Origin of the sequence: Tritonibacter mobilis F1926, from assembly GCF_000376545.2 — a bacterium.
Taxonomy (GTDB): Bacteria; Pseudomonadota; Alphaproteobacteria; order Rhodobacterales; family Rhodobacteraceae; genus Epibacterium; species Epibacterium mobile.
Map to the genome: position 1 here is coordinate 2,781,186 of NZ_CP015230.1, position 21,121 is coordinate 2,802,306.

The window sequence follows — 21,121 nt, forward strand, 5'->3', positions numbered from 1 at the left end:
ACAAGTCTAAACCTGCAAGACCCCCGTCCGGAGACCACAATGACCTTTTCAATCCTGATGTATGACCGTGAGACAGGCAGTTTTGCAGCGGCGGCGGCCACGGGCAGCCTGTGCGTCGGCGGCTGGGTTTTGCGCGGAGATATCGAATCAGGGCTGGTGGCCTCGCAGGGGACCGCACCCAGTACATTCTGGCGCGATGACGTGCTGCGGCGGATGTATAGCGGAGACCGGGCAGAAGTGGCGGTGGCGCAGGTTACAGATGCAGATCCGGGACGCGGACATCGGCAGTTGCTGGCGCTTGATCGTTGCGGCGGCACTGGCGGGTTCACCGGCATGCAGAGCGTAAACTACGCAGGCCATATGACAGATCGCGATCTGGCGATCGCTGGCAATATGTTGGCGGGACCACAGGTTTTGACGGCGATGCATGAGGCAGCACAGGGCGAATATGCCACGCTATCTGATCGGATGCTGGCAGTTCTGGATGCCGCTGCAACGGTTGGGGGGGATGCGCGCGGGCTGCAATCCGCAGCCCTTTTGGTGCTGTCACCGGAGCGCCCGCCGCTGGACCTGAGAATTGATTATAGCGACGACCCACTGCCCGCCTTGCGTGCCCTGTGCCTACGGGCGCATCGCTCGCCCTATTACGACTGGCTCACAGAGGTTCCGGTGTTGAAGGATCGCCACCGGGCGGTGCTGCCGGACGCCAGCTAACGCTGCTCGCCAATAAAGCGGCGCGCCAGTTGCGCTTCTTGCGATTGCATTTGCTCCTCGGCGCCCTGCATATGCGAGGCCATGATCTGCCGCGCAGCCTCCGCATCACCGTCGCGCAGGGCTGTCACCAATTGCATCTGATGTTCGCGCCCACGCCGCCAGAGTTCCGGGTTTGGTGGCTCATAGAGTTTGCGATAGATGGTCATATCGGTGAGCACCCGCGCCATGAAGGAAATCACAAACCCCAACAGCGCATTGCCTGAAAACTCCGCCAGCCGCGCGTGGAATTCGAGCGAGGAGATATGCTGCTCCTTCTCTTCCTCAGCCGATCGCGCCGGTTCTGGATACCGGGCCGCGAGGGCTTCCATCTCCGCCAATTGCGCCTCATTCAAGCGGCCGGCAAGGCTCGCTGCAAGCTCAGGCTCCAGCGCGCGGCGCATCTGGTAGATGTCGGCAATCGACAGGTTCTGAAAGTAGAAATAATTCGCCAAGAGCGACCGGGCGCGGTTGGCAGAGACCTTGTCGACGAAACTGCCACCCCCCGGACCGGTTCGGGTGATGATAAGCCCCTGCGCCTCAAGGATGCGCATCGCCTCGCGCACGGTGCCCTTGGACACACCGAATTGCGCGATCATCTCCGTTTCATTGGGCAGCTTATCGCCCTGCTGGAGGTCTCGCTCCACCACCCATGTTTTGATTTCATCCGCGACCCGCACAGGGCGGGAGCGCTTGGGTTGTTTAGGGCTATTGCTCTTACTACTCATCACCCGCCGCTCTTTTATCATGATAAAAACATAGACGGGAAAGCGGCGGGGGTATAGACCTCAATTCATCATGATAAATTGAGGAATGGGCCATGGATTGGGGACAGGAAGCACAACGACGCTTGGACAAGATTGCGACCTGCAGCAGCCCCGGCCCCGGCGTCACCCGCCTGCCCTATACACCCGAACACGCGGACGCCGTAAAACAGATCAGTGATTGGATGCGCCGTGCGGGCCTTGGGCCGAGGCTGGACGCTGCCGCAACGCTGGTGGGGCGCAGTGCGTCACCCTCCAATGGCGCGGCGGTGCTGATCGGCTCGCATCAAGACAGCGTGGTTGAGGGGGGGCGTTACGATGGCATCATGGGGGTGCTGATCGGCTGCCTCGCGCTGGAACGGCTGGCGGCGGAGGGCACGGTGCTGCCTTTCCCTGTTGAGGTGCTTGCCTTTGCCGATGAGGAAGGCGTGCGCTTTCCAACTGCGCTGATTGGGCCGCGCGCCATCGCAGGCAGCTTTGACCCAGAGGTGCTGGAGATGTGTGATGCCGATGGCCTGCGCCTGCGCGATGCGCTGGAGGGTTTTGGCGGCAGACCGGATGATATCGCCGCAGAGGCGCGCGGCAAGGACGCCGCCCACGCCTATCTGGAACTTCATATCGAGCAAGGTCCGGTGCTGGAACAGAACGACGCGGCGGTCGGAATCGTCACTGGCATCTGCGGCATAGAGCGCAACAGCGTGAGTTTTGGCGGCGAAACCGGTCATGCGGGAACCGTACCAATGGAAGGGCGGCGTGATGCGCTGGTCGCGGCATCTGAGTTCATCGTGAAGGTCCATGATGCGGCTCGCCGTATCGACGGGCTGTGCGCCACCATCGGCACGCTGGCGCTGAAACCGGATGTGGTGAACGCCATTGCGCGGGATGCGACGCTGACGCTGGAAATCCGCGCTCTGTCCGATGCGGCGCGGTTGGAGTTTGCCGCTGCCGCGCAGGTTTGGGGCACCGAGATCGCTGGGACACGCGACGTGAGCTTTGCAATGTCGAAAACCTACGAGCAAACCGCCGTGCCCTGCGCGCCAGACCTGATCCAGACCCTTGAACAGGCCGCTGAAGATGCGGGCCAAAATGCGCCGCTGCTGCCATCGGGCGCCACCCATGATGCCTCTGCGATGGCGGACCTTTGTGATATTTCGATGCTCTTTGTCCGCTGCAAAGACGGGCTAAGCCACCGCCCCGAAGAATTTGCCTCCGCCGAAGACATGGGAGCCGCGATTGACGTGACCTGTGCCTATCTGCGCCGATTGGCGAAAGGCTGATCGGGGTTATGCGGCGAAACGCGCGCCCAGCGCCCGCAGATCGCGGCGTGTCAGATCGGTGCGCGCCAACTGGCAGTATTTGCTGGCGACATAGCTGCGCCCCAGTGATCCACTGAGACGGCGCGCTAAGAACAGGTCGGGGAACACATCGAACAATTCCCGGCGATCATCATCTGCGAGACCGCGCAACGCCTCCGGGCCAGGCCAGAAGGTCTCTGTTGCGATCCCTTCGGCAAAGATGACCTGATGCGTTTCAGTCATCAGGTGGATGTAACTTACCCCTGTCTGAGGGCTGCAGCGCGCAACACGGTCAGGCAGGAGCGCATGCAACAGCCGCGCGCGCACAAATGCCTCGTTCATATGACCGAGATCCCCCAACCGCGGCCGGTCCAGCATAAATCGGTGCTGCGGCGAGATCATCAGGGGCCGGTCATTCGCAAAAGGGCCACCGGGGTGCAACACCAGCGGCATAAGGTGGGGTTGCGCGATGAGGTCGTCACCGCTCAGATCGCGTCGTCCGGTCCAGATCACCGGCTGGAGCCCATTGTCCGCCGTCTGCAGCAAATCCCCTATGCGGATCTGCTCCACCGGGATTGCGCCGCGGGCCGTCGCGATGCGAATGCCCGGCGTAAAGCAAGGAATACCTGCCGCATAAAGCTGAGGTTGCGTGTTGATCTGCGAGGGAGCAACGCCCTTTAGCACCAACTGCTCACCATCGGGGAAGGTGAGGACCGCGCTCCCCGATCCGTCGTCGGTGACAATAACATCAGAGGCTGTCACCAGCCCGCCTGCACCAGACCCGCCGCTCAGCCCACTGACATCGATCTGATCATTGTAGAACCCATCCAGATCATCATCCGTGAGATCAAAATCCGAGATTGTGTCAGCCCCACCGGAGGTGGTCATCACAAAACGGTCGTCGCCACCCCCACCGGTGAGGCTGTCATCGCCTGCACTGCCCGTCAGCGTATCGGCCCCCGCGCCTGCGTCGACATCGACACCGGTGCTGGACGCGCTTGCATCCAGACTGTCGTCAAAATCCGTCAGCCGCAGCCGTTCGATTTCTTGGAAATAGGCGGTATCACTGCCACCCTCGATGATGCCGATTTCTGCACCCGTAAAATTGACCGAAGCCCCGCTGCTCCGACCGGAGAGGTCAACGAGATCGTCATCAACGCCGCTCTCCCCCCCGATGATCGTATCGACGCCCGAATTGTCAAAGATCTGAAAGGTGTCGTCATCGGCATCGCCCTTCAGCTCGTCATTGCCGGTACCGCCGATCAGGGTATCGGACCCCGCCCCGCCCTGAATGAGATCATCGCCCTCTTGGCCTGACAGATAGTCGTCCCCATCGCCGCCGTCGACTGTATCGGCGTCAGTGCCTGCCCAGATCGTGTCATCGCCATAGTCCCCATCAAGGGTGTCGGCGCCGGTTTCACCGTATAGGACATCATCCCCATACATCCCGAGGACCAGATCATCGCCAGAGCCAGCAAACACTGTGTCATTCAGGCCCGACGCGCCGAAATTCACGGTTGGGTTAGCGCCCCCTTGAATGGTGCCGAGGTACCAATCATCAGGGTGGCGCAATTCCCAGTTATACTCCTCATACGTGCTCTGAGTCAGTGTGTCGCCCGGTTGGATGGTTGCGTGATATTGCAGCTGGCCAGCGCCATCTATCCACCACAGTTCAATCGGGCCATCGGCAGAATTGGTCACAGTGAGCGACGTGGGTGTTGTGCCCGGTCCGGACGCTGCAGAAGAGAGGGCCGCCCACACATTGTCAGCATAAACCGAGTCGTTTCCCGCTCCCGCTAAAATGCTGTCCTGACCATCCCCCCCCGCAAGATTGTCATTGCCTTCGCCGCCGTCGATGGTGTCATCACCCTGATCACCCGAAAGCGTATCATCTCCTCCTGCACCGATCAGACTGTCATCGCCATCGGATGCTTCGATGTAGTCACTCGCGTCGTTGCCGGTGATGATATTGAAATCGTCCAAGCTGGTTGGGCTTCCCAAATTGGAATCAGTGCTGCCATTTCCATCTTCACCGACGCGATACCATGCCCCCCCGTCCCAGATTGAGATTATACGTGCCTCGGCGTCGATGTTTACGTAGTAGGTGCTTGGGAGTGCACGAAAATCCAGCCAATGGCCGCCGCTGGATTCAGATATCGAAGACCAAAATCCGGGATCATTATAATTTGAGGACGTTACGCTATAGGTCGTCATTTGCTTCCGAATTCACACCATCAACACCACATAGACCGGCCCCCAAAGCAAGAGAGCCTGTAACGCGCGCGTGCTGAAAACTGGCTTTCGCGCGATGCGATTGAGCCTAGAAAAGATGAATTAATACCGGCTCAAACCGACCGCAAAATCACCGGTATCATCATTAAATCAGCGCAAGGAATTGGTCTTTTCTTGAGGTGGGCAAACGGAAAACCGCCCGCAGACCTGCTGCGGGCGGCGCAATCATGTTGGGGGGGTGGATCAGCCCAGCACGGATTTGACCGCGCGCAGGGTGCCTTCGACCACATGATCGGCCTCGGCACGGGTCAGGCAGAAGGGCGGCGCAAAGCCCAGGATATCGCCCTGCGGCATGGCGCGCGCGATGATCTTGTCCTGCTCCAGCAGTTTGGCCGAGACCTGCGGGCCGATCTTGTCGGCGGCGTCAAAGAAGGTGCGGCTGTCGCGATCCTTCACAAATTCCACCGCGCAGAGCATGCCCTCGCCGCGTATATCGCCGACATTGGCATGTTCGCCCAGCGCCTCTGCCATGGTGGCGTTGAGGTAAGCCCCCACCTCGCCGGCATTGCTGACAAGGTTCAGCTCGTCGATGAGTTTCAGGTTGGCCACACCCGCCGCCGCCCCGATGGGGTGCGCGGAGTAGGTCCAGCCGTGGCCGATGGGGCCGTTTTCATCGGTGCCCTGCTCCAGCACTTTCCAGACCTTGTCGCTGACGATGGAACCGGAAAGCGGCGCATAGGCGGAGGTCAGACCCTTGGCGATGGTGATGATGTCGGGCTCCAGACCGTAGTGGTCAGAGCCGAACATGGTGCCAAGACGGCCAAAGCCGGTGACCACCTCATCCGCAACCAGCAGAATGTCGTGTTTTTTCAGGACTGTCTGGATCGCTTCCCAATAGCCTGCGGGCGGCGGCACGATGCCCCCGGTGCCCAGGATCGGCTCACCGATGAAGGCGGCAATGGTGTCGGCGCCTTCACGCTCGATCAACGCTTCCAGCTCAGCCACGCAATGCGCGACAAACTGCTCTTCGGTCTGGTTCAGATCCTCGCGGCGGAAGTAATAGGGCGCTTCGGTGTGGATCACTTGCTCGACGGGCAGGTCGAATTTCTTGTGGAACAGCTCAAGCCCCGTCAGGGAGCCGGTGACCAGCCCGGAGCCGTGATAGCCGCGCCAGCGCGAGATGATTTTCTTCTTTTCGGGGCGGCCAAGGATGTTGTTGTAGTACCAGATCAGTTTGACGTTGGTTTCATTGGCGTCCGAGCCGCCAAGGCCGAAGTAGACCTTTGACATATTCTTGGGCGCGCGATCCAGGATCATCTTCGCCAGCGTGATAGACGCCTCGGTACCGTGGCCCACGTAAGAATGATAATAGGCCAGCTCGCGCGCCTGATCGGCGATCGCCTCGGCAATCTCCTGACGGCCATAGCCGACGTTGACGCAGTAAAGCCCGGCGAATGCGTCCAACAGCTTGGTGCCGTCGCGGTCCTCGATAAAGACGCCGGAGGCGGTCTTGATCACCCGGTTTGCGCTCTCACCGCGCGCGTGCTGCGCCAGATGGGTCGAGGGGTGAAAGAAGTTGTCGCGGTCCCATTGGTCCAGTTGATCGTTCTTCAGCATTTCATGTCCTTCCTATTTCCGTGCTCCACCCGCGGGGTGGAAAATCTCGTATCATTCGAGGGTTACGCCCAGTCGCGGCAGACGTATTTGACCTCGGTAAATTCTTCCATGCCCAGCCGTGCGCCCTCGCGCCCCATGCCGGACTGTTTGGTGCCGCCAAAGGGGATCGGCGCGCCGGTGACTTTGGTGCGGTTGACCGCCACCATGCCAAACTGCAACGCGCGGCTCAGGCGATAGATCCGGCGCGGGTCATGACTGTGCACATAGGCAACGAGGCCATATTCGCTGTCATTGGCACGCTGGATCACCTCATCCTCGGTGTCAAACGGCGTGATCGGCGCCACCGGGCCAAAGGTCTCCTCGTGCAGAATGGCCGCATCTGCGGGCACATCGGTCAACACGGTGGGTTCATAAAACAGCGGCCCCAGCGCGTGGCGTTTGCCACCACAGGCGAGGGTCGCCCCCTTTTCCAGCGCGTCGGCCACGTGTTGTTCCTGTTTTTGCACCGCTTTTTCGTTCATCAGGGGACCGATGTCGGGATCATCAATCCCCTTGCCCACGGTCAGCGCCTGCGTCGCTGCAACAAAGCGGGTGCAGAACTCGTCATAGATGGCGCGTTCAACAAAGATGCGGTTGGCCCCGAGGCAATCCTGCCCGGAGGTGGCAAATTTTGCCTTCATGGTCTCAGCCACCGCGCGGTCAAGATCGCAGTTCTTAAAGACAATCACCGGGGCATGACCGCCCAGTTCCATCACCAGCCGTTTCACCGTCTCGGCGGACTGGCGATAGAGCAGCTTGCCCACCTCGGTCGAGCCGGTGAACGACAAGGCCCGCACGCGGGTGTCCCGTGTCCATGGCTCAACCACCACCGGGGCCTTGCCCGTAACCACGTTGAATACGCCCTTGGGGATGCCCGCGCGTTCGGCAAGCTCGGCCAACGCCAGCGCGCTGAAAGGTGTTTCACCAGAAGGATGCGCCACAACAGTGCAGCCTGCCGCCAGCGCGGCTGCGGCCTTGCGGGTCAGCATCGCGGACGGAAAGTTCCACGGCGTGATCAATGCGGCCACGCCCACAGGCTCGCGCCACAGTTCCACCTCGGCATCGGGCAAATGGCTGGTGACACCCTCGATATTGGGGCGTTTGGATTCCTCGGCATAGAATTCGACAAAGGCCGCGCCATAATCGATCTCGCCGCGTGCCTCAGAGAGGGGCTTGCCCTGCTCCAGCACCATCAGGCGGGCGAGGTCTTCTTTGTGTTCGATCATCAATTCAAACCAGCGACGCAGGATGGCGCAACGGTCCTGCGGCAGCATCAATGCCCAACTGGCAAATGCGGCATGCGCCGCATCCACCGCGGCAGAGGAATCCTCTGCCGTCATCGCGGTCACATCACCGATGAAATCCCCGGTGGCCGGGTCATGAACCGCGACAACCTCGCCATTGGATGAGGCACACCATTTCCCATTTATGTAGGAAAACGAGCGCACTAGCGATTTGTCACTGATCTCCGCACGCGCGGACAGGGCCGATAACGACATGTCTGCTCCTCCTGAAAGTCTCAGGAAGAGTGTGCAGGGTGTTTTCAGAAGATGTGACTGAAGTTTGCCGGGTGGGCAGAGGATTCAACTGCCCTGCAGCAGGATTTCGAGAGGCGGCACGCCCGCGCCCTTTACGGGTTTGGTCACAATATAGGTGAAATAGCGGCTAAGACCGATGCGCGCATCAAGCATCGCGTCGATCAGCCGCTGGTAGGCATCGATATCGCAGGTAACGATCTGCAACAGATAATCAAAGCCACCGCCCAGCGCCCAGCAGGCAACCACCTCATCATAGCGCTGCATGGCGGCCTCAAAGGACTGAAAGCTTGCCGCCGTGTGATCCGCAAGCTCGGCCGCCACAAAGACGGTGACGTGCGGTGCGATTTTCTTGAGGTTGATGCGGGCGTTATAGCCTTCGATCAGCCCGGCCTTTTCCAGCTTCTTCAGGCGTTCCCAGCAAGGCGTGGGCGACAGGCCCACCTGATCGGCCAGTGCTGCCTTGGTGATGCGGCCATCGCGGGACAGAATGCGGAGGATATCGAGGTCGCGCTGATCCAGATGCATGTCAGCCCTCGACCACACCGATCACGGCGGCGCAGTCACCGGGTTTTATCATGCCGGGGAAATGGCGGCTGATCAGCACGCCACTGCGGCGGGCGCGGTATTCCACGGGGGCCTGCCCGGTGCGGTCGGGCGACCAGACGCGGGCGACCACATCGCCCTTTTGCACATGATCGCCAAGGTCGACCATGATCTCAAAAAGACCGTCGTGCTCGCTGAACAGGAAACAATCCCCATCCGGCATATCGAGCGTCAGCGAAGGATCAATCTGCATCTCGCCCTGAAAAATTCCGAAATGGATCAACACATTGCGCAGGCCTTTCTTGGCGATGGCATTGCTGCGCGCGGTGGACATGCCGCCGCCGCCCAACTCTGTTGTAACCAGAACCTTGCCCATGTCCTCAACTGCGGTGTCGTACATGCCTTCGCTGTCGATCTCTAAAAGTTGCACGGAGTAAGGCGCGTTAAAGGCCTGCATCGCGGCGTAGCAGGCCTCCTGAAGGCCCTTGTCCTCAAGGATATGCGCTGCAGCGAAGGGCACAAAATCCAGCGTTTTGCCGCCAGAGTGAAAATCCACCGCCACATCCGCCATCGGCAGGAGGGTGCGTTGGAAATAATCGGCAATCTTTTCAGTGACCGTGCCATCGGGGCGGCCCGGAAACGCGCGGTTCAGGTTGCCCCGATCGATGGGCGAGGTGCGCGCGCTGGCGCGAAAGGCAGGATAGTTGAAATAGGGCACGATAATCAGCCGCCCGGTGACATCCTCGGCGCGGGTGGTGGCGGCAAGCTCTTGCAGCGCCACGGGGCCTTCATATTCGTCGCCGTGGTTGGCTCCGGTCAAAAGCGCGGTTTTGCCCGTGCCGTTCTGGATCACCGTGATCGGGATCATCACGGACCCCCACGCGCTGTCATCCCGGCTGTAAGGCAGCTTTAGAAACCCGTGGTGCACACCGTCCTGATCCAGTGGAATCGTCGGAGAGATCGGATTGTCTTTCATCGCCTTGTCCTTTTGCCTGTCGGGAATGGAGCACCCTTCGCCTCAATTGCGGGGCCTCTCTCTATGTCACCAATACGAAGGCTGAGCCGGAATTCAAAGCCTTGTGTGCGCTCGTGCCATTCGCGCAGGTTGTTGCGCTCTCCCTAGTCGGAGCGCAGCCCCGCCCCCGCACGGTCGCGCGCGCGCACCTGATAGGGGGTCATGTTGTACTCACGCCGATACGCACGAGAGAGCGATGTTGACGAGGCAAAGCCACTGGCAAAGGCAATCTCTGCGATGGGAAGGTTCGTGTCCGTGATGAGCTTGTTGGCCAGTTTCAGCCGCAACTGCATGTAGTGCTTGGCCGGGGTGGTGTTGAGATGCGTCAGGAACAACCGTTCCAGATGGCGCACAGAGATCCCGGCACGCTCGGCAATCTCAGCCGTGGGGAGCGGATGTTCGATGAACTCTTCCATGATGGCCATGGCACGTACCAAACGGGCCTCAAGGAGGTTGGTATTGCGGGCAGCCCCTTGGGGCTGTTCACCAGAATAGCCCCGTGCGGTGTCGATCATCAGCACGCTTGCCAGTTCGGCGCAATGTTGCGGTGCGAGGATCTGCGACAGGTAGCGCACCACCAATTCGGCACTGTAACCGCCCCCGGCAGAGGTCAGGAGACCTGCGTTATCCTCCACCAAGCGATCTGTGAGCGTTGGGTATTCTCCGGCCTCCCGCAGCGCGCGCAGATCTTGCCAATGGGTTGTGGCCGGACCCGACAAGGGCGCGGACCGACGGATATAGGCGGTTGCCGCATCTGACAGCAAAAAGGCCGGGCGACGCAGCTTTTGCATTGCACGCGCACGCGCCAGCCAGCTGCCGCCGCTGCAGTTGCGCCCGCCGATGACAAAGAGCACATCTTGCAGATATTGCAGCCCAATTGCCGGTTCCGCCCGGATCATCATTCCCGCAGTGCCCGTCACGACACCCGGACTGTCAGAGGTGATCCGCCATGAAAACCATGTGCCTGCTTCCAGCGCATTTGCGGCCTCAAACACCGCAAGGATCGAGGACAGCTCGATATGCGAAAACCCCGGCTGCACAAAAATCTCAACCGTCAATCGCGGGTTTTCACCGCTGGCGTCGGGCGGTGCGCTGGGAGTTGAGGGCGTGGGATTTGCGTTCATATTGGATCAAGACCCTACCCGGCTCGGGAGCACCTCCACAAGTCATCTCGAGCCGCTTTCTCGCAGCAATGCGTCACCGCAGGATCACGCTGGTTCAGACGCTCGCTCTGCTGGGCTGGCGACACGGCGGGATCTTTTGGGCGTGCGTTTGCCCCTGCCCGAGGGACGGTGGGAAAGGCTATTGCCGAACGCTAAGATCCTCCTTAACAATCGCGCGTCGGTTTCCATTTGGAAATAATAGGGAATCCGCCACCATTCTTTGGTGAACCGGAACTGCCCCCGCAACTGTAGGCGCGGAGCGTCGGCGAACTGCCACTGCAGCCTTGGCTGTGGGAAGGCCCGCCGACACGATGAAACGCCAGTCAGGAGACCTGCCGACATCTGTTTTGCAACTTGGCTCGGACGGGGTGTCTGAGGAGGTGTCGAATGCACGTTGTCAGCAGCAAAGTTGACGCGGATCATAGCCAGATCAAGGATACGGGCCATTGCCGTCCGGTCGGTGGTCCAGTTCTGAAGCGGCATATCCTCTCTTTCTCCGGGTCCATCACATACCGGAGTTGATCCATGTATCCGAAATTCCTTCTGGCGAGCGCTCTTTGCGCCACCGGTCTTGGCCTTGCCGCGCAGGCTGACACCACCTATCCGCTCACGCTCGAAAATTGCGGATCGGAAGTCACCTTTGACAAAGCCCCCGAAACAACGGTGACCGTTGGTCAGGCCGCAACAGAGGTTCTGTACGCGCTGGGTCTGGGCGAAAAGGTCACCGGCACTTCGGTCTGGTTCACCAAGGTGCTCCCCGAATTTGAAGAACTGAACGCCGGGGTTGAGCGTCTTGCGGACAATGATCCCAGTTTTGAGAACGTTGTTGCCAAGCGCCCCGGTCTGGTGAGCGTTCAGTATGAGTGGCATGTCGGCCCGCAGGGTATCGTTGCCACGCGCGAGCAATTCTCTGACCTTGGCATCCCGACCTACGTCCTGCCTGCCGATTGTGTGGGCAAAGACAACACCAAGGGGTCCGATGGCACCCGCCTTGAGATGTATGAAATGAGCAGCGTCTATCGCGGCATCGAAGAAATGGCGCAGATATTCAATATTCCCGAGCGCGGCACAGAGCTGGTAGCGAGCCTCAAAGCCCGCGAAACCGCCGCGATCGAGACCGCCAAGGCGCTTGATCTGACTGATAGCTCTGCGGTGTTCTGGTTCTCCTCGGCGGAGATGGACATCGACCCTTATGTCGCCGGGCAAGCTGGCGCACCCGCCTACATGATGGAGGCCCTCGGCCTGCGGAACGTCATCGAAAGCAATGAGGAATGGCCGACCGTCAGCTGGGAAACCATCGCGCGCGCCAATCCGTCGGTGATTGTGGTCGCCCGTATGGAACGCCGCCGCTTTGAGGCCGACGATGTTGAGAAAAAGCTGGAGTTCCTGCGCACCGATCCGGTTGCCAGCCAGATGGATGCGGTGAAAAATGACCGTATCGTGATCCTTGATGCCCATGCGATGGATCCCTCGATCCGCAATATCTCGGCGCTGGAAACGCTGGCCGAAGCACTGCCCGCATTGGATCAGTGATGAGCGACGCGGTACTCACCCGCCCCCTGCATCGACGTGTCACGCTGTGGGGCGTGCCGGGGATTGCCGTCTTGACGCTGGCCATTCTGGCTGGCGTCATTATTGGAGAGACGCCGCTACCTATCCCCACGGTGGCGGCGGCGCTTGCCAATAACCTGTGGGATGCAGGCTATGTAATCGATCCCATTGATGCCGGTATCATCTGGAGCTACCGGCTCCCCCGGACCTTGGTCGCGGCAGCCTGCGGCGCCGGGCTGGCGCTTTCGGGCGTGGTGCTGCAATCGCTGGTGCGCAATGCGCTGGCCGATCCTTATTTGCTTGGTGTCTCAGCCGGGGCTGGCGCCGGAGCGGTTACCGTGACTGTCTTAGGAGTCGGCGGCGGTCTCTTGGGGATCTCGACAGGTTCTTTTATCGGCGCGGCATTGGCCTTTGGTGTTGTATCATTATTGGCGCGCGCCGCCGGGGGTGGCCCCGCACAACTGGTTCTTGCCGGGATAGCCGGGTCGCAATTATTCAATGCGGTCACGTCTTTTCTGATCGCCAAGTCGGCAAATGCCGAACAGGCCCGCGGGATCATGTTCTGGCTGCTCGGGAACCTGTCTGGTGTGCGCTGGCCGGATGTGTCACTCGCGGTGCCTACAGCGGTTTTAGGGTTTTTCGTCTGCCTTTGGTTCGCCCGAGCCATGGATGCGTTTTCCTTTGGTGCGACCTCGGCGGCCGCGTTGGGCATACCGGTGCGCCGGGTGCAAATCGCCCTGATCGGAGCTGTGACACTGATGACCGCCGCCATGGTGAGCCTTGTGGGGTCCATCGGTTTTGTCGGTCTCGTGATCCCGCATGCCATGCGCTACGTTGTGGGACCGCGCCATGTGCGGCTGGTGCCAGCGACTGCCCTTGCAGGTGCGGTGTTCCTGATCGCCGCCGATATCGCATCACGCGTGTTGATCCCCGGACAGGTGGTGCCCATCGGGGTGGTCACCGCATTGGTGGGCGCGCCCGGCTTTGCGCTGATCCTCATTCACAATCGGAGTCGGGTATGAAACTGACCGCCACATCACTGGGTTGGCGCGCAGGCTCCAGAGCAATCGTCGAAGATGTCTCTGTGCAGATTGAACCGGGAGAGACGTTTGGCCTGATCGGCCCGAACGGATCTGGAAAGTCGACCTTGCTAAAGCTGCTGGCGGGGCTTGCCAAGCGCGGCAAGGGCACGGTGCATCTGGACGACCGCCCCCTCGCGAATCTGTCCCGGCGCGAGATCGCGCAGAGCATCGCCTTTGTGGAGCAGATCGCGGACACCTCCGAGCGACTGACGGTCCGCGATGTTGTGGAATTGGGACGCACGCCCTGGCTCTCGGCCCTCTCTCCGTTTGATGATCATGATCGCTCCATCGTGATGGACGCACTGCAGGCCGTGGACATGGCGGATATGGTCGATCAGGCCTGGGCGACCCTTTCGGGTGGTGAACGCCAGAGGGTTCAGATCGCGCGCGCCCTTGCCCAGCGCCCGCGATTGCTGATCCTGGATGAGCCGACCAACCACCTCGACATTCATCACCAAATGACGCTCCTGCAATTGGTCAGCCGTCTTCCGATTACCATTGTGATGGCGCTTCATGATCTCAATCAAGCGATGAACTGTGATCGGGTCGGGGTAATGCAATCCGGGCGACTGATCGCCTGTGGCCCGCCCGCAGAGGTGTTGACGCCGGATCGGTTGGCTGAGGTTTTCCGCATCCGCGCAACGCCGCTCTTTGATCCAACCGATGACTCCACCATTCTTCGCTTTCATTGCCTATAGGACTTAACGATATGAAATTTCACATGGTTTTTGCAGCTGCCATGATGGCTTCGCCTCTGATTGCCGAGACCCACGAGGTGCAGATGTTCAATCGCAACGAACAAGGTGCGATGATCTATCAGCCCGAGTATTTACAGATTGCCCCGGGGGACAGTGTGCGGTTCATCCCCACGCAACCCAGTCATAACGCGGCAACGATTGACGGAATGATCCCCGAAGGTGCAACACCTTTCAAAAGCAAGATCAACGAGGACTTCACCGTGATCCTGACCGAGAGCGGGCGCTACGGCATCAAATGTTCGCCGCATTTTGCGATGGGAATGGTGATGGTGATTGATGTGGGCGACGTGGCCGTCGCACAGGAGTTGCCCGAGAATTTGCCAAAACGCGCGATGCAGCGATTCCACGACATTCTCGCTGTGGACGCCCAGTGATATTGGCACCCATCTCGATATTAAGTCGGGAGGGGGGGGCGAAATTGTTCCATGTTTTCTGAGCCATTGGCAAGAATCTGCCACCGCGCAACAGGCGTATTGGCACACACGGGTTTTTGACAGAATGTTACGGCGCTTCACGAACGTCAGAAACAACGCCAGAGATTCCCTTGCAGACCATTGCCCGCACCCTCCGCCTGAAACCGATTGTTAGTGGAATTCTTCTTATCGCGGCTCTGGGCCTGAGCGCCTGTGGCGATGCGCCCGTTGGCGATGATAGTCAGATCGACCCAACCCGCCGTGCCTTTGCGATGCGCGAGGCAGAGAGCCTGCGGTCCCGTGGAGCGCGCGTCTGGTGTGTGCCTTTTGCGCGCAATCTCTCCGGTGTGGAAATTCGCGGCAATGCGCGGACATGGTGGAAACAGGCGCAGGGCCTGTTTGATGTTGGCAAATCTCCCTCTGTGGGCGCCGTCATGGCATTCAGCGCCACGCCATCTATGCCGCTTGGCCATGTTGCGGTGGTCTCTGAAGTCGTTGATGACCGCATGCTGCGGGTCGATCATGCCAACTGGCACCGCAACAAAGTATCGCTTGGGATGGCCGTGATTGACGTTTCCGACAAAAACGACTGGTCGCGTGTGCGTGTGGAAAGCAACCCCGGCTCATTTGGCAGCGTCTACCCGATCAACGGGTTCATCCGCCCCAATTCCTGATCGCTGGGCTATTCCGGCAGAACAGAGAGAAGGCCCGCCAGAAACTGGCGGGCCTTTTTCGTCAACAGATGGCAAGGGTGCCATCACTACTCACTAACCAAGCGCGGGCTTACCCTTCGTAGGCATCCATGCCCTTCAGCTTGTCTTCGGTCATCGGCAGATAGACACGAACTTCGTCACCGCCGGTCTCATGCAGAACTTCGATCTGGTTCAGGTCCAGCTTTACCGGCTTTTCACCGATACCGAGGAAGCCGCCCACATCGACGATGGCATGGGTGATTTCACCCTTGTCGTTCATCACGAGGTCAGACACCTCGCCCATCCATTCGTCCTTGGCATCATAAGCGCGGGCACCGGTCAGCATTTCGGCGGTGAGCTTATCACCCTGCACGGTTTCAAAGCCCTCGCGCTGCATCTCGCCCATCTCGCTCTTGACCTCGGCAGTGGTCTCTTTGACCTCAGCGGTCGCATCGTTCACTGCTTCGCCAACATTGTCTGCGGCGGCTTGGGCGGAGTTCTCAAGGTCCTCGGCTGTGTTTTCCACTGCAGTCGCGGTGTTATCTACCGCTTGCTCTGCACGATTGCCGAGATCGTTCATCGCGGTGTGCTCATAAGCTGGTGCATTCTCCAACTCAGCCACTTCCGCCTGCATCACCAAGAAATAGTCCGCGTCATCTTCTGCGGTGGCGCTGTCGGACACCATTTTCAGAGCATCCATGTCGACGGCGACCTGACGTTCACCGATGCCGAGGAACCCCCCGATATCAACCAGAACGGACTGGATGTTGCCGTCGCGGCTCAGCACGATGTCATGCACTTCGCCGATGTCTTCCCAATCTTTCTGCACACCTTCATAGCCCTCAGTGTTGACCTCGGTGCTGGTGGTGTAGATGCGCTGGCCAATGAACTCGGAGGCTTGGATCGCCATCGGATCAGCTTCGGCCATAAACTTGTGATCATCCGCAAACGCCATGGTAGAAGTGGCAGTCAGCAGGGCGGTAGAGATCAGAAGGTTTTTCATCAGTACTCTCCTCATTTGAGTGTATTCAGTTGCGGCCGCTTACAGCCACACAACGAGAGCACCGGAGAAATTGTTCCTGTGTTTTTTGAGGTTTGTCAGAAAATTTTGATCCCGCCCTTTGTGAAAGGCCTGAATGATCGCGCCGTCATAGCCTCCGCGACGCACCCCAACGGCACACGCGCAGGATGTGCCCATCAGGGCGTAACATCCCCGCCAATGGCCAGGGTCAAAGCGCGCGCTGCCTCGATTACGGGGCGGCTCAACTGGCTGATTTCTTGCGCGCTGATCCGGCTGGTCGGACCAGAAACGGAGATCCCCGCGATGGCCTCTCGGTTCATGTCGAACACCGGTGCCGCAATACAGCGCATGCCCGCGTTCTTTTCCTCATTGTCGACCGCAAAACCCTGCGCACGGATCGTCGCCAGATCCTGTTTCAGCGCCTCATGATCGGTGATGGTGTGATCGGTAAAGGCCTCCAGCCGGGTGGTCGCCAGTAGCCGGTCCAAGCGACTGGACTCCATCTGCGCCAAGAGCGCCTTGCCGATGCCCGACGTATGCATCTGCGACAGGGTGCCGGGTGGGAAGAAGGCGCGGATGCTGGCGTGGGTCTCCACCTGGCTGAGAAACAGCACATGGCCCTCCTTCTCGATCCCGAGGTTGGCGGTCTCGCCCGTTTCCTCCATCAGCTTTCGCAGGATCGGGCGGGCGCGATCCACCAGACTGGTGCGGCGCAGGAACCGCGCACCGATCACAAAAGCCCGCGCACCGATGTGCCAGAGCTGCTCCTCGGTATCGAACTCCACCAGCCCGCGTCCTTCGAGCGTCACCAGGATGCGGTAGACGGTGGCGGGCGACTGGCCCATCTCCTCGGCAATCATGGTGAGCGGCTTGCCCTGCGCTTCGCTGAGAAATTCAAACACCTCCATCGCCCGGTCGAGCGATTTGATGGTGTTTTGCGCCGTCTTGTCATGCCAATCGCGCGGGCGTCCACGCGCCCGTCGGGTGGCTTTAGGAGCATTTTCTTGCGAATCCATAAGATCCCTCCGGCACTACGCGAAATTCAAATTCACGATATGAAAAACTCAAGCACCTGACAAGGAACGATATTTCCAAACATTCCTATTTTCGAAAAACGATTTCAAAAAAATTTCATCGCTAGCGGGTCCGGCCTAGGGTGTCTCAACGACGGAAGGAGACATTCCATGAGCTTTCAAAATCCCGTTTTCATCCCGGGTCCGACCAACATCCCCGAGAGCCTGCGCAAGGCCTGCGACATGCCGACGATCGACCACCGCTCGCCGCTGTTTGGTCAGATCCTGCATCCGGCCCGCGACGGCGTGCGCAAGGTTCTGAAAAGCACCTCCGCCGAAGTTTTCATCTTCCCCTCCTCCGGCACCGGCGGCTGGGAAACCGCGCTGAGCAACACGCTGTCGGCGGGCGATACCGTGCTGGCGGCGCGCAACGGTATGTTCAGCCACCGCTGGATCGACATGTGCCAGCGCCACGGGCTTGATGTGCAGATCGTCGAGACCCCTTGGGGCGCGGGCCTGCCCGCCGACCGCTACGAGGAGATCCTGAGCGCTGATAAAGCCCACAAGATCAAGGCGGTTCTGGCCACCCACAACGAGACTGCCACGGGCGTGAAATCCGACATTGCCGCGGTGCGCCGCGCGTTGGATGCCGCTGGCCACCCGGCGCTGCTGTTTGTTGATGGCGTCAGTTCCATCGCCTCGATGGATTTTCGCATGGACGAATGGGGCGTTGACGTGGCCGTCACCGGTTCGCAAAAGGGCTTCATGCTGAGTGCTGGCCTCGCCATCGTCGGTTTCAGCCCCAAGGCGATGGAGGCGACCAAGACCGCCCAGCTGCCGCGCACCTTCTTTGACGTGCATGACATGGCCAAGGGCTATGCCAACAACGCCTACCCCTACACGCCCGCCGTGGGTCTGATGAATGGGCTCAATGAATCCTGCAAAATGCTGCTGGCTGAGGGACTGGAAAACGTCTTTGCCCGCCACCACCGCATCGCCGAAGGGGTGCGCGCTGCGGTCGGCGCCTGGGGGCTGGAGCTCTGCGCTGCGTCGCCGGAGGTCTATTCCGACACTGTCAGCGCCATCCGCACGCCCGAAGGGTTCAACGCCACCGATATCGTCACCCATGCCGCCGACAAATACGGCGTCGCCTTTGGCGTGGGTCTGGGCGAGGTCGCGGGCAAGGTGTTCCGCATCGGCCACCTCGGCAGCCTGACCGATGTGATGGCGCTCTCCGGGATCGCCACCGCCGAGATGTGCATGGTCGACCTTGGCCTTGATATCCGGCTCGGCTCCGGTGTTGCGGCTGCGCAGGAGTATTATCGCGGCAATGCGGCCTCGGCGCAGCAGGATGCCGCGTGATGAAAGATACGCAAATGTATATCCCCACCTATGAGGACATGCTGGCGGCGCATGAGCGGATTGCGCCGCACATCCGCCGCACGCCGATCCGCACTTCGGCCTATCTGAACGAACTGACCGGCGCGGAGCTGTTTTTTAAGTGTGAGAACTTTCAAGAGCCGGGCGCGTTCAAAGTGCGCGGAGCCAGCAACGCGGTGTTTGGTCTGGACGCAGCGCAGGCAGCCAAGGGCGTGGCGACGCATTCCAGCGGCAACCATGCCTCCTGTCTGTCCTATGCGGCGATGTTGCGGGGCATTCCCTGCAACGTGGTGATGCCGCGCACCGCGCCGCAAGCCAAGAAGGACACCGTCCGCCGCTATGGTGGCAAGATCACCGAATGCGAGCCCTCGACCTCCTCGCGCGAGGAAACCTTTGCCCGCGTGCAGGCCGAGACGGGCGGCGATTTTGTGCATCCCTACAACGACCCTCGAGTGATCGCGGGCCAGGGCACCTGCGCGAAGGAGTTCGTGGAACAAACCGATGGGCTGGACCTCGTGCTCGCGCCTATCGGCGGCGGCGGCATGATCTCCGGCACCTGCCTGACGCTGTCGACGCTGGCACCCGAGACCAAGATCATCGCCGCCGAGCCCGAGCAGGCCGATGACGCCTACCGCAGCTTCAAGGCGGGCTACATCATCGCTGATGATGCGCCCAAGACCATCGCCGACGGGCTGCTGGTGCCGCTCAAGGATCTGACCTGGCATTTTGTGTCGAACCATGTGTCCGACATCCTGACCGCATCGGACCCCGAAATCATCGACGCGATGAAGCTGATCTGGAAGCACCTGCGCGTGGTGATGGAGCCCTCTTCGGCGGTGCCCCTCGCGACGATCCTGAAGAACCCCGAGACCTTTCGCGGCAAACGCGTCGGGATCGTTTTGACCGGTGGCAATGTCGATCTCGACCGCCTGCCATGGACGCTTTGAGACCCTGTGTTTCCCTAAATAGACTCTAATATGGGAGTAACCCCAATGAATGCACCCGCAAATTTCGAAAATCTTGAAGTGGGCTTTGACGTACCGGCCCTGCCCGGCATGGACGAAGCCGATATTCAGACACCTTGCCTTGTGCTGGATCTGGATGCACTGGAGCGCAACATCAAGAAGATGGGCGACTATGCCAAGGCGCATGGCATGCGGCATCGCGTGCACGGCAAGATGCACAAATCGGTGGATGTGGCCAAGCTACAGGAATCCCTGGGCGGCGCGGTGGGTGTCTGCTGCCAGAAAGTGTCGGAGGCCGAAGTCTTCGCCCGTGGTGGCATAAAGGACATATTAGTCTCTAATCAGGTGCGGGACACGGCCAAGATCGATCGTCTGGCCCGGCTGCCAAAGCTTGGCGCGCGCACGATTGTCTGCGTCGATGATCTGGCCAATGTGGCGGATCTGTCGGCGGGCGCACAAAAGCACGGCACCGAGATCGAGTGCTTTGTTGAGATCGACTGCGGCGCGGGGCGTTGCGGTGTCACCACCACCGAAGCCGTGGTCGAGATCGCGCAGGCCATCGATGCGGCAGCGGGCCTGAAGTTCACCGGCATCCAAGCCTATCAGGGCGCCATGCAGCACATCGACAGCTACGAGGGCCGCAAAGAGAAACTCGACATCGCCATCGCACAGGTTGCGGATGCGGTCGAGGGTCTGAAAGCGGCAGGCCTCGCGCCTGAATTAGTCTCTGGTGGTGGTACAGGCTCTTATTATTTCGAGTCTAACTCGGGTGTTTATAACGAATTGCAGTGTGGTTCCTATGCGTTCATGGACGCCGACTATGGCCGCATCCTTGATCAGGATGGCAACCGGATCGATCAGGGCGAATGGGAAAACGCGTTCTTCATCCTGACCCAGGTGATGAGCCACGCAAAAGCCGACACGGCGATCTGCGACGCGGGCCTGAAGGCGCAATCGGTGGACAGCGGTCTACCCTTCATCTTTGGCCGCACCGATGTGGAATACGTCAAATGCTCCGACGAGCACGGCGTGATTGCCGACCCTGATGGCGTGCTCAAGGTGGGCGAGAAGCTGAAGCTGGTGCCGGGCCACTGCGACCCCACCGCCAATGTGCACGACTGGTACGTTGGCGTGCGTGGCGGCAAGGTCGAGACCCTCTGGCCGGTATCGGCCCGCGGCAAAGCCTACTGACCCCCCCCAACTGGCGGAGGTGCGCATCACCGCCCTCCGCCAGCTTTTTATTTGCCTCGCGGCCCAGATGAATGGGCCGCGCCTGATCAATGGAGACAC

19 protein-coding genes and 1 riboswitch are annotated in these 21,121 nt (G+C 60.2%); of the genes, 10 read left to right on the forward strand and 9 right to left on the reverse strand.

Translation table 11 applies throughout. The features are described from left to right. Window positions 1-39 precede the first annotated feature (39 nt). Window positions 40-714, forward strand: a complete 675-nt coding sequence (locus tag K529_RS13125; protein WP_046002047.1) for a DUF1028 domain-containing protein — start codon at window positions 40-42, stop codon at window positions 712-714. Here the strand turns inward: K529_RS13125 and K529_RS13130 are convergent. Continuing rightward, window positions 711-1,478: a FadR/GntR family transcriptional regulator gene (locus tag K529_RS13130; protein WP_046002048.1), complete on the reverse strand. Its 768-nt coding sequence runs from the start codon at window positions 1,476-1,478 to the stop codon at window positions 711-713. The two genes, K529_RS13125 and K529_RS13130, sit on opposite strands and share 4 nt — an antisense overlap. A 92-nt stretch (window positions 1,479-1,570) precedes the next feature. On the opposite strand from K529_RS13130, the gene K529_RS13135 reads away from it, so the two are divergent. Next, complete coding sequence (locus K529_RS13135; protein WP_046002049.1) at window positions 1,571-2,791, forward strand: Zn-dependent hydrolase; 1,221 nt, start codon at window positions 1,571-1,573, stop codon at window positions 2,789-2,791. Window positions 2,792-2,797: 6 nt separating this feature from the next. Here K529_RS13135 and K529_RS13140 read toward each other — a convergent pair whose 3' ends face one another. The 6 genes from K529_RS13140 to K529_RS13165 form a co-directional block, all read right to left on the reverse strand. Continuing rightward, entirely contained in the window at window positions 2,798-5,023 is a 2,226-nt protein-coding gene (locus tag K529_RS13140) for a Hint domain-containing protein (protein WP_005628133.1), read from the reverse strand. A gap of 261 nt (window positions 5,024-5,284) precedes the next feature. Then, window positions 5,285-6,658: an aspartate aminotransferase family protein gene (locus K529_RS13145; RefSeq protein WP_005628131.1), complete on the reverse strand. Its 1,374-nt coding sequence runs from the start codon at window positions 6,656-6,658 to the stop codon at window positions 5,285-5,287. A gap of 62 nt (window positions 6,659-6,720) precedes the next feature. Further along, window positions 6,721-8,196 (reverse strand): NAD-dependent succinate-semialdehyde dehydrogenase, encoded by a 1,476-nt coding sequence (locus tag K529_RS13150; protein WP_005628128.1) that lies wholly within the window; start codon window positions 8,194-8,196, stop codon window positions 6,721-6,723. Between the two features lie 84 nt (window positions 8,197-8,280). Next, entirely contained in the window at window positions 8,281-8,760 is a 480-nt protein-coding gene (locus K529_RS13155) for an Lrp/AsnC family transcriptional regulator (RefSeq protein ID WP_005628126.1), read from the reverse strand. Between the two features lies 1 nt (window position 8,761). Beyond that, complete coding sequence (gene doeB, locus K529_RS13160) at window positions 8,762-9,754, reverse strand: N(2)-acetyl-L-2,4-diaminobutanoate deacetylase DoeB (protein ID WP_005628124.1); 993 nt, start codon at window positions 9,752-9,754, stop codon at window positions 8,762-8,764. A gap of 143 nt (window positions 9,755-9,897) precedes the next feature. After that, the gene (locus K529_RS13165) at window positions 9,898-10,917 is read right to left on the reverse strand and encodes a GlxA family transcriptional regulator (protein ID WP_005628121.1); all 1,020 of its coding nucleotides are present in this window, start codon (window positions 10,915-10,917) and stop codon (window positions 9,898-9,900) included. 201 nt (window positions 10,918-11,118) lie between these two features. Next, window positions 11,119-11,310: riboswitch (cobalamin riboswitch) on the forward strand. 171 nt (window positions 11,311-11,481) lie between these two features. On the opposite strand from K529_RS13165, the gene K529_RS13170 reads away from it, so the two are divergent. The 5 genes from K529_RS13170 to K529_RS13190 all read left to right on the forward strand — a co-directional run bounded on the left by K529_RS13170 (window position 11,482) and on the right by K529_RS13190 (window position 15,434). Beyond that, a complete protein-coding gene (locus K529_RS13170) occupies window positions 11,482-12,489 on the forward strand; it encodes an ABC transporter substrate-binding protein (RefSeq protein WP_005628117.1) in 1,008 nt (335 codons plus the stop codon). Then, window positions 12,489-13,529 (forward strand): FecCD family ABC transporter permease, encoded by a 1,041-nt coding sequence (locus K529_RS13175; protein WP_005628115.1) that lies wholly within the window; start codon window positions 12,489-12,491, stop codon window positions 13,527-13,529. The genes K529_RS13170 and K529_RS13175 overlap by 1 nt, the downstream gene beginning before the upstream one ends. Continuing rightward, a complete protein-coding gene (locus tag K529_RS13180) occupies window positions 13,526-14,287 on the forward strand; it encodes an ABC transporter ATP-binding protein (protein ID WP_005628113.1) in 762 nt (253 codons plus the stop codon). Before K529_RS13175 ends, K529_RS13180 begins: the two co-directional genes overlap by 4 nt. An 11-nt stretch (window positions 14,288-14,298) precedes the next feature. Beyond that, on the forward strand, window positions 14,299-14,721 hold the full coding sequence (locus K529_RS13185) for a pseudoazurin (protein WP_005628110.1): 423 nt from the start codon (window positions 14,299-14,301) through the stop codon (window positions 14,719-14,721). Between the two features lie 170 nt (window positions 14,722-14,891). Then, the gene (locus K529_RS13190) at window positions 14,892-15,434 is read left to right on the forward strand and encodes a CHAP domain-containing protein (protein WP_005628107.1); all 543 of its coding nucleotides are present in this window, start codon (window positions 14,892-14,894) and stop codon (window positions 15,432-15,434) included. A 109-nt stretch (window positions 15,435-15,543) separates the two neighbouring features. On the opposite strand, the gene K529_RS13195 is transcribed toward K529_RS13190, so the two are convergent. Then, the gene (locus tag K529_RS13195; protein WP_005628104.1) at window positions 15,544-16,455 is read right to left on the reverse strand and encodes a PRC-barrel domain-containing protein; all 912 of its coding nucleotides are present in this window, start codon (window positions 16,453-16,455) and stop codon (window positions 15,544-15,546) included. Window positions 16,456-16,649: 194 nt separating this feature from the next. Continuing rightward, window positions 16,650-17,489: an HTH-type transcriptional regulator BhcR gene (gene bhcR, locus K529_RS13200; RefSeq protein WP_005628101.1), complete on the reverse strand. Its 840-nt coding sequence runs from the start codon at window positions 17,487-17,489 to the stop codon at window positions 16,650-16,652. Window positions 17,490-17,657: 168 nt separating this feature from the next. Here bhcR and bhcA point away from each other — a divergent pair, with 168 nt between their 5' ends. From bhcA to bhcC, 3 genes are read left to right on the forward strand one after another with little or no spacing between them, the layout of a single operon-like run. Beyond that, window positions 17,658-18,848: an L-aspartate--glyoxylate aminotransferase BhcA gene (gene bhcA / locus K529_RS13205; RefSeq protein WP_046002050.1), complete on the forward strand. Its 1,191-nt coding sequence runs from the start codon at window positions 17,658-17,660 to the stop codon at window positions 18,846-18,848. Continuing rightward, on the forward strand, window positions 18,848-19,813 hold the full coding sequence (gene bhcB, locus K529_RS13210; protein WP_005670254.1) for a beta-hydroxyaspartate dehydratase BhcB: 966 nt from the start codon (window positions 18,848-18,850) through the stop codon (window positions 19,811-19,813). Before bhcA ends, bhcB begins: the two co-directional genes overlap by 1 nt. Window positions 19,814-19,858: 45 nt before the next feature. Further along, complete coding sequence (gene bhcC / locus K529_RS13215; RefSeq protein WP_005670256.1) at window positions 19,859-21,022, forward strand: 3-hydroxy-D-aspartate aldolase BhcC; 1,164 nt, start codon at window positions 19,859-19,861, stop codon at window positions 21,020-21,022. Window positions 21,023-21,121: the final 99 nt, after the last annotated feature.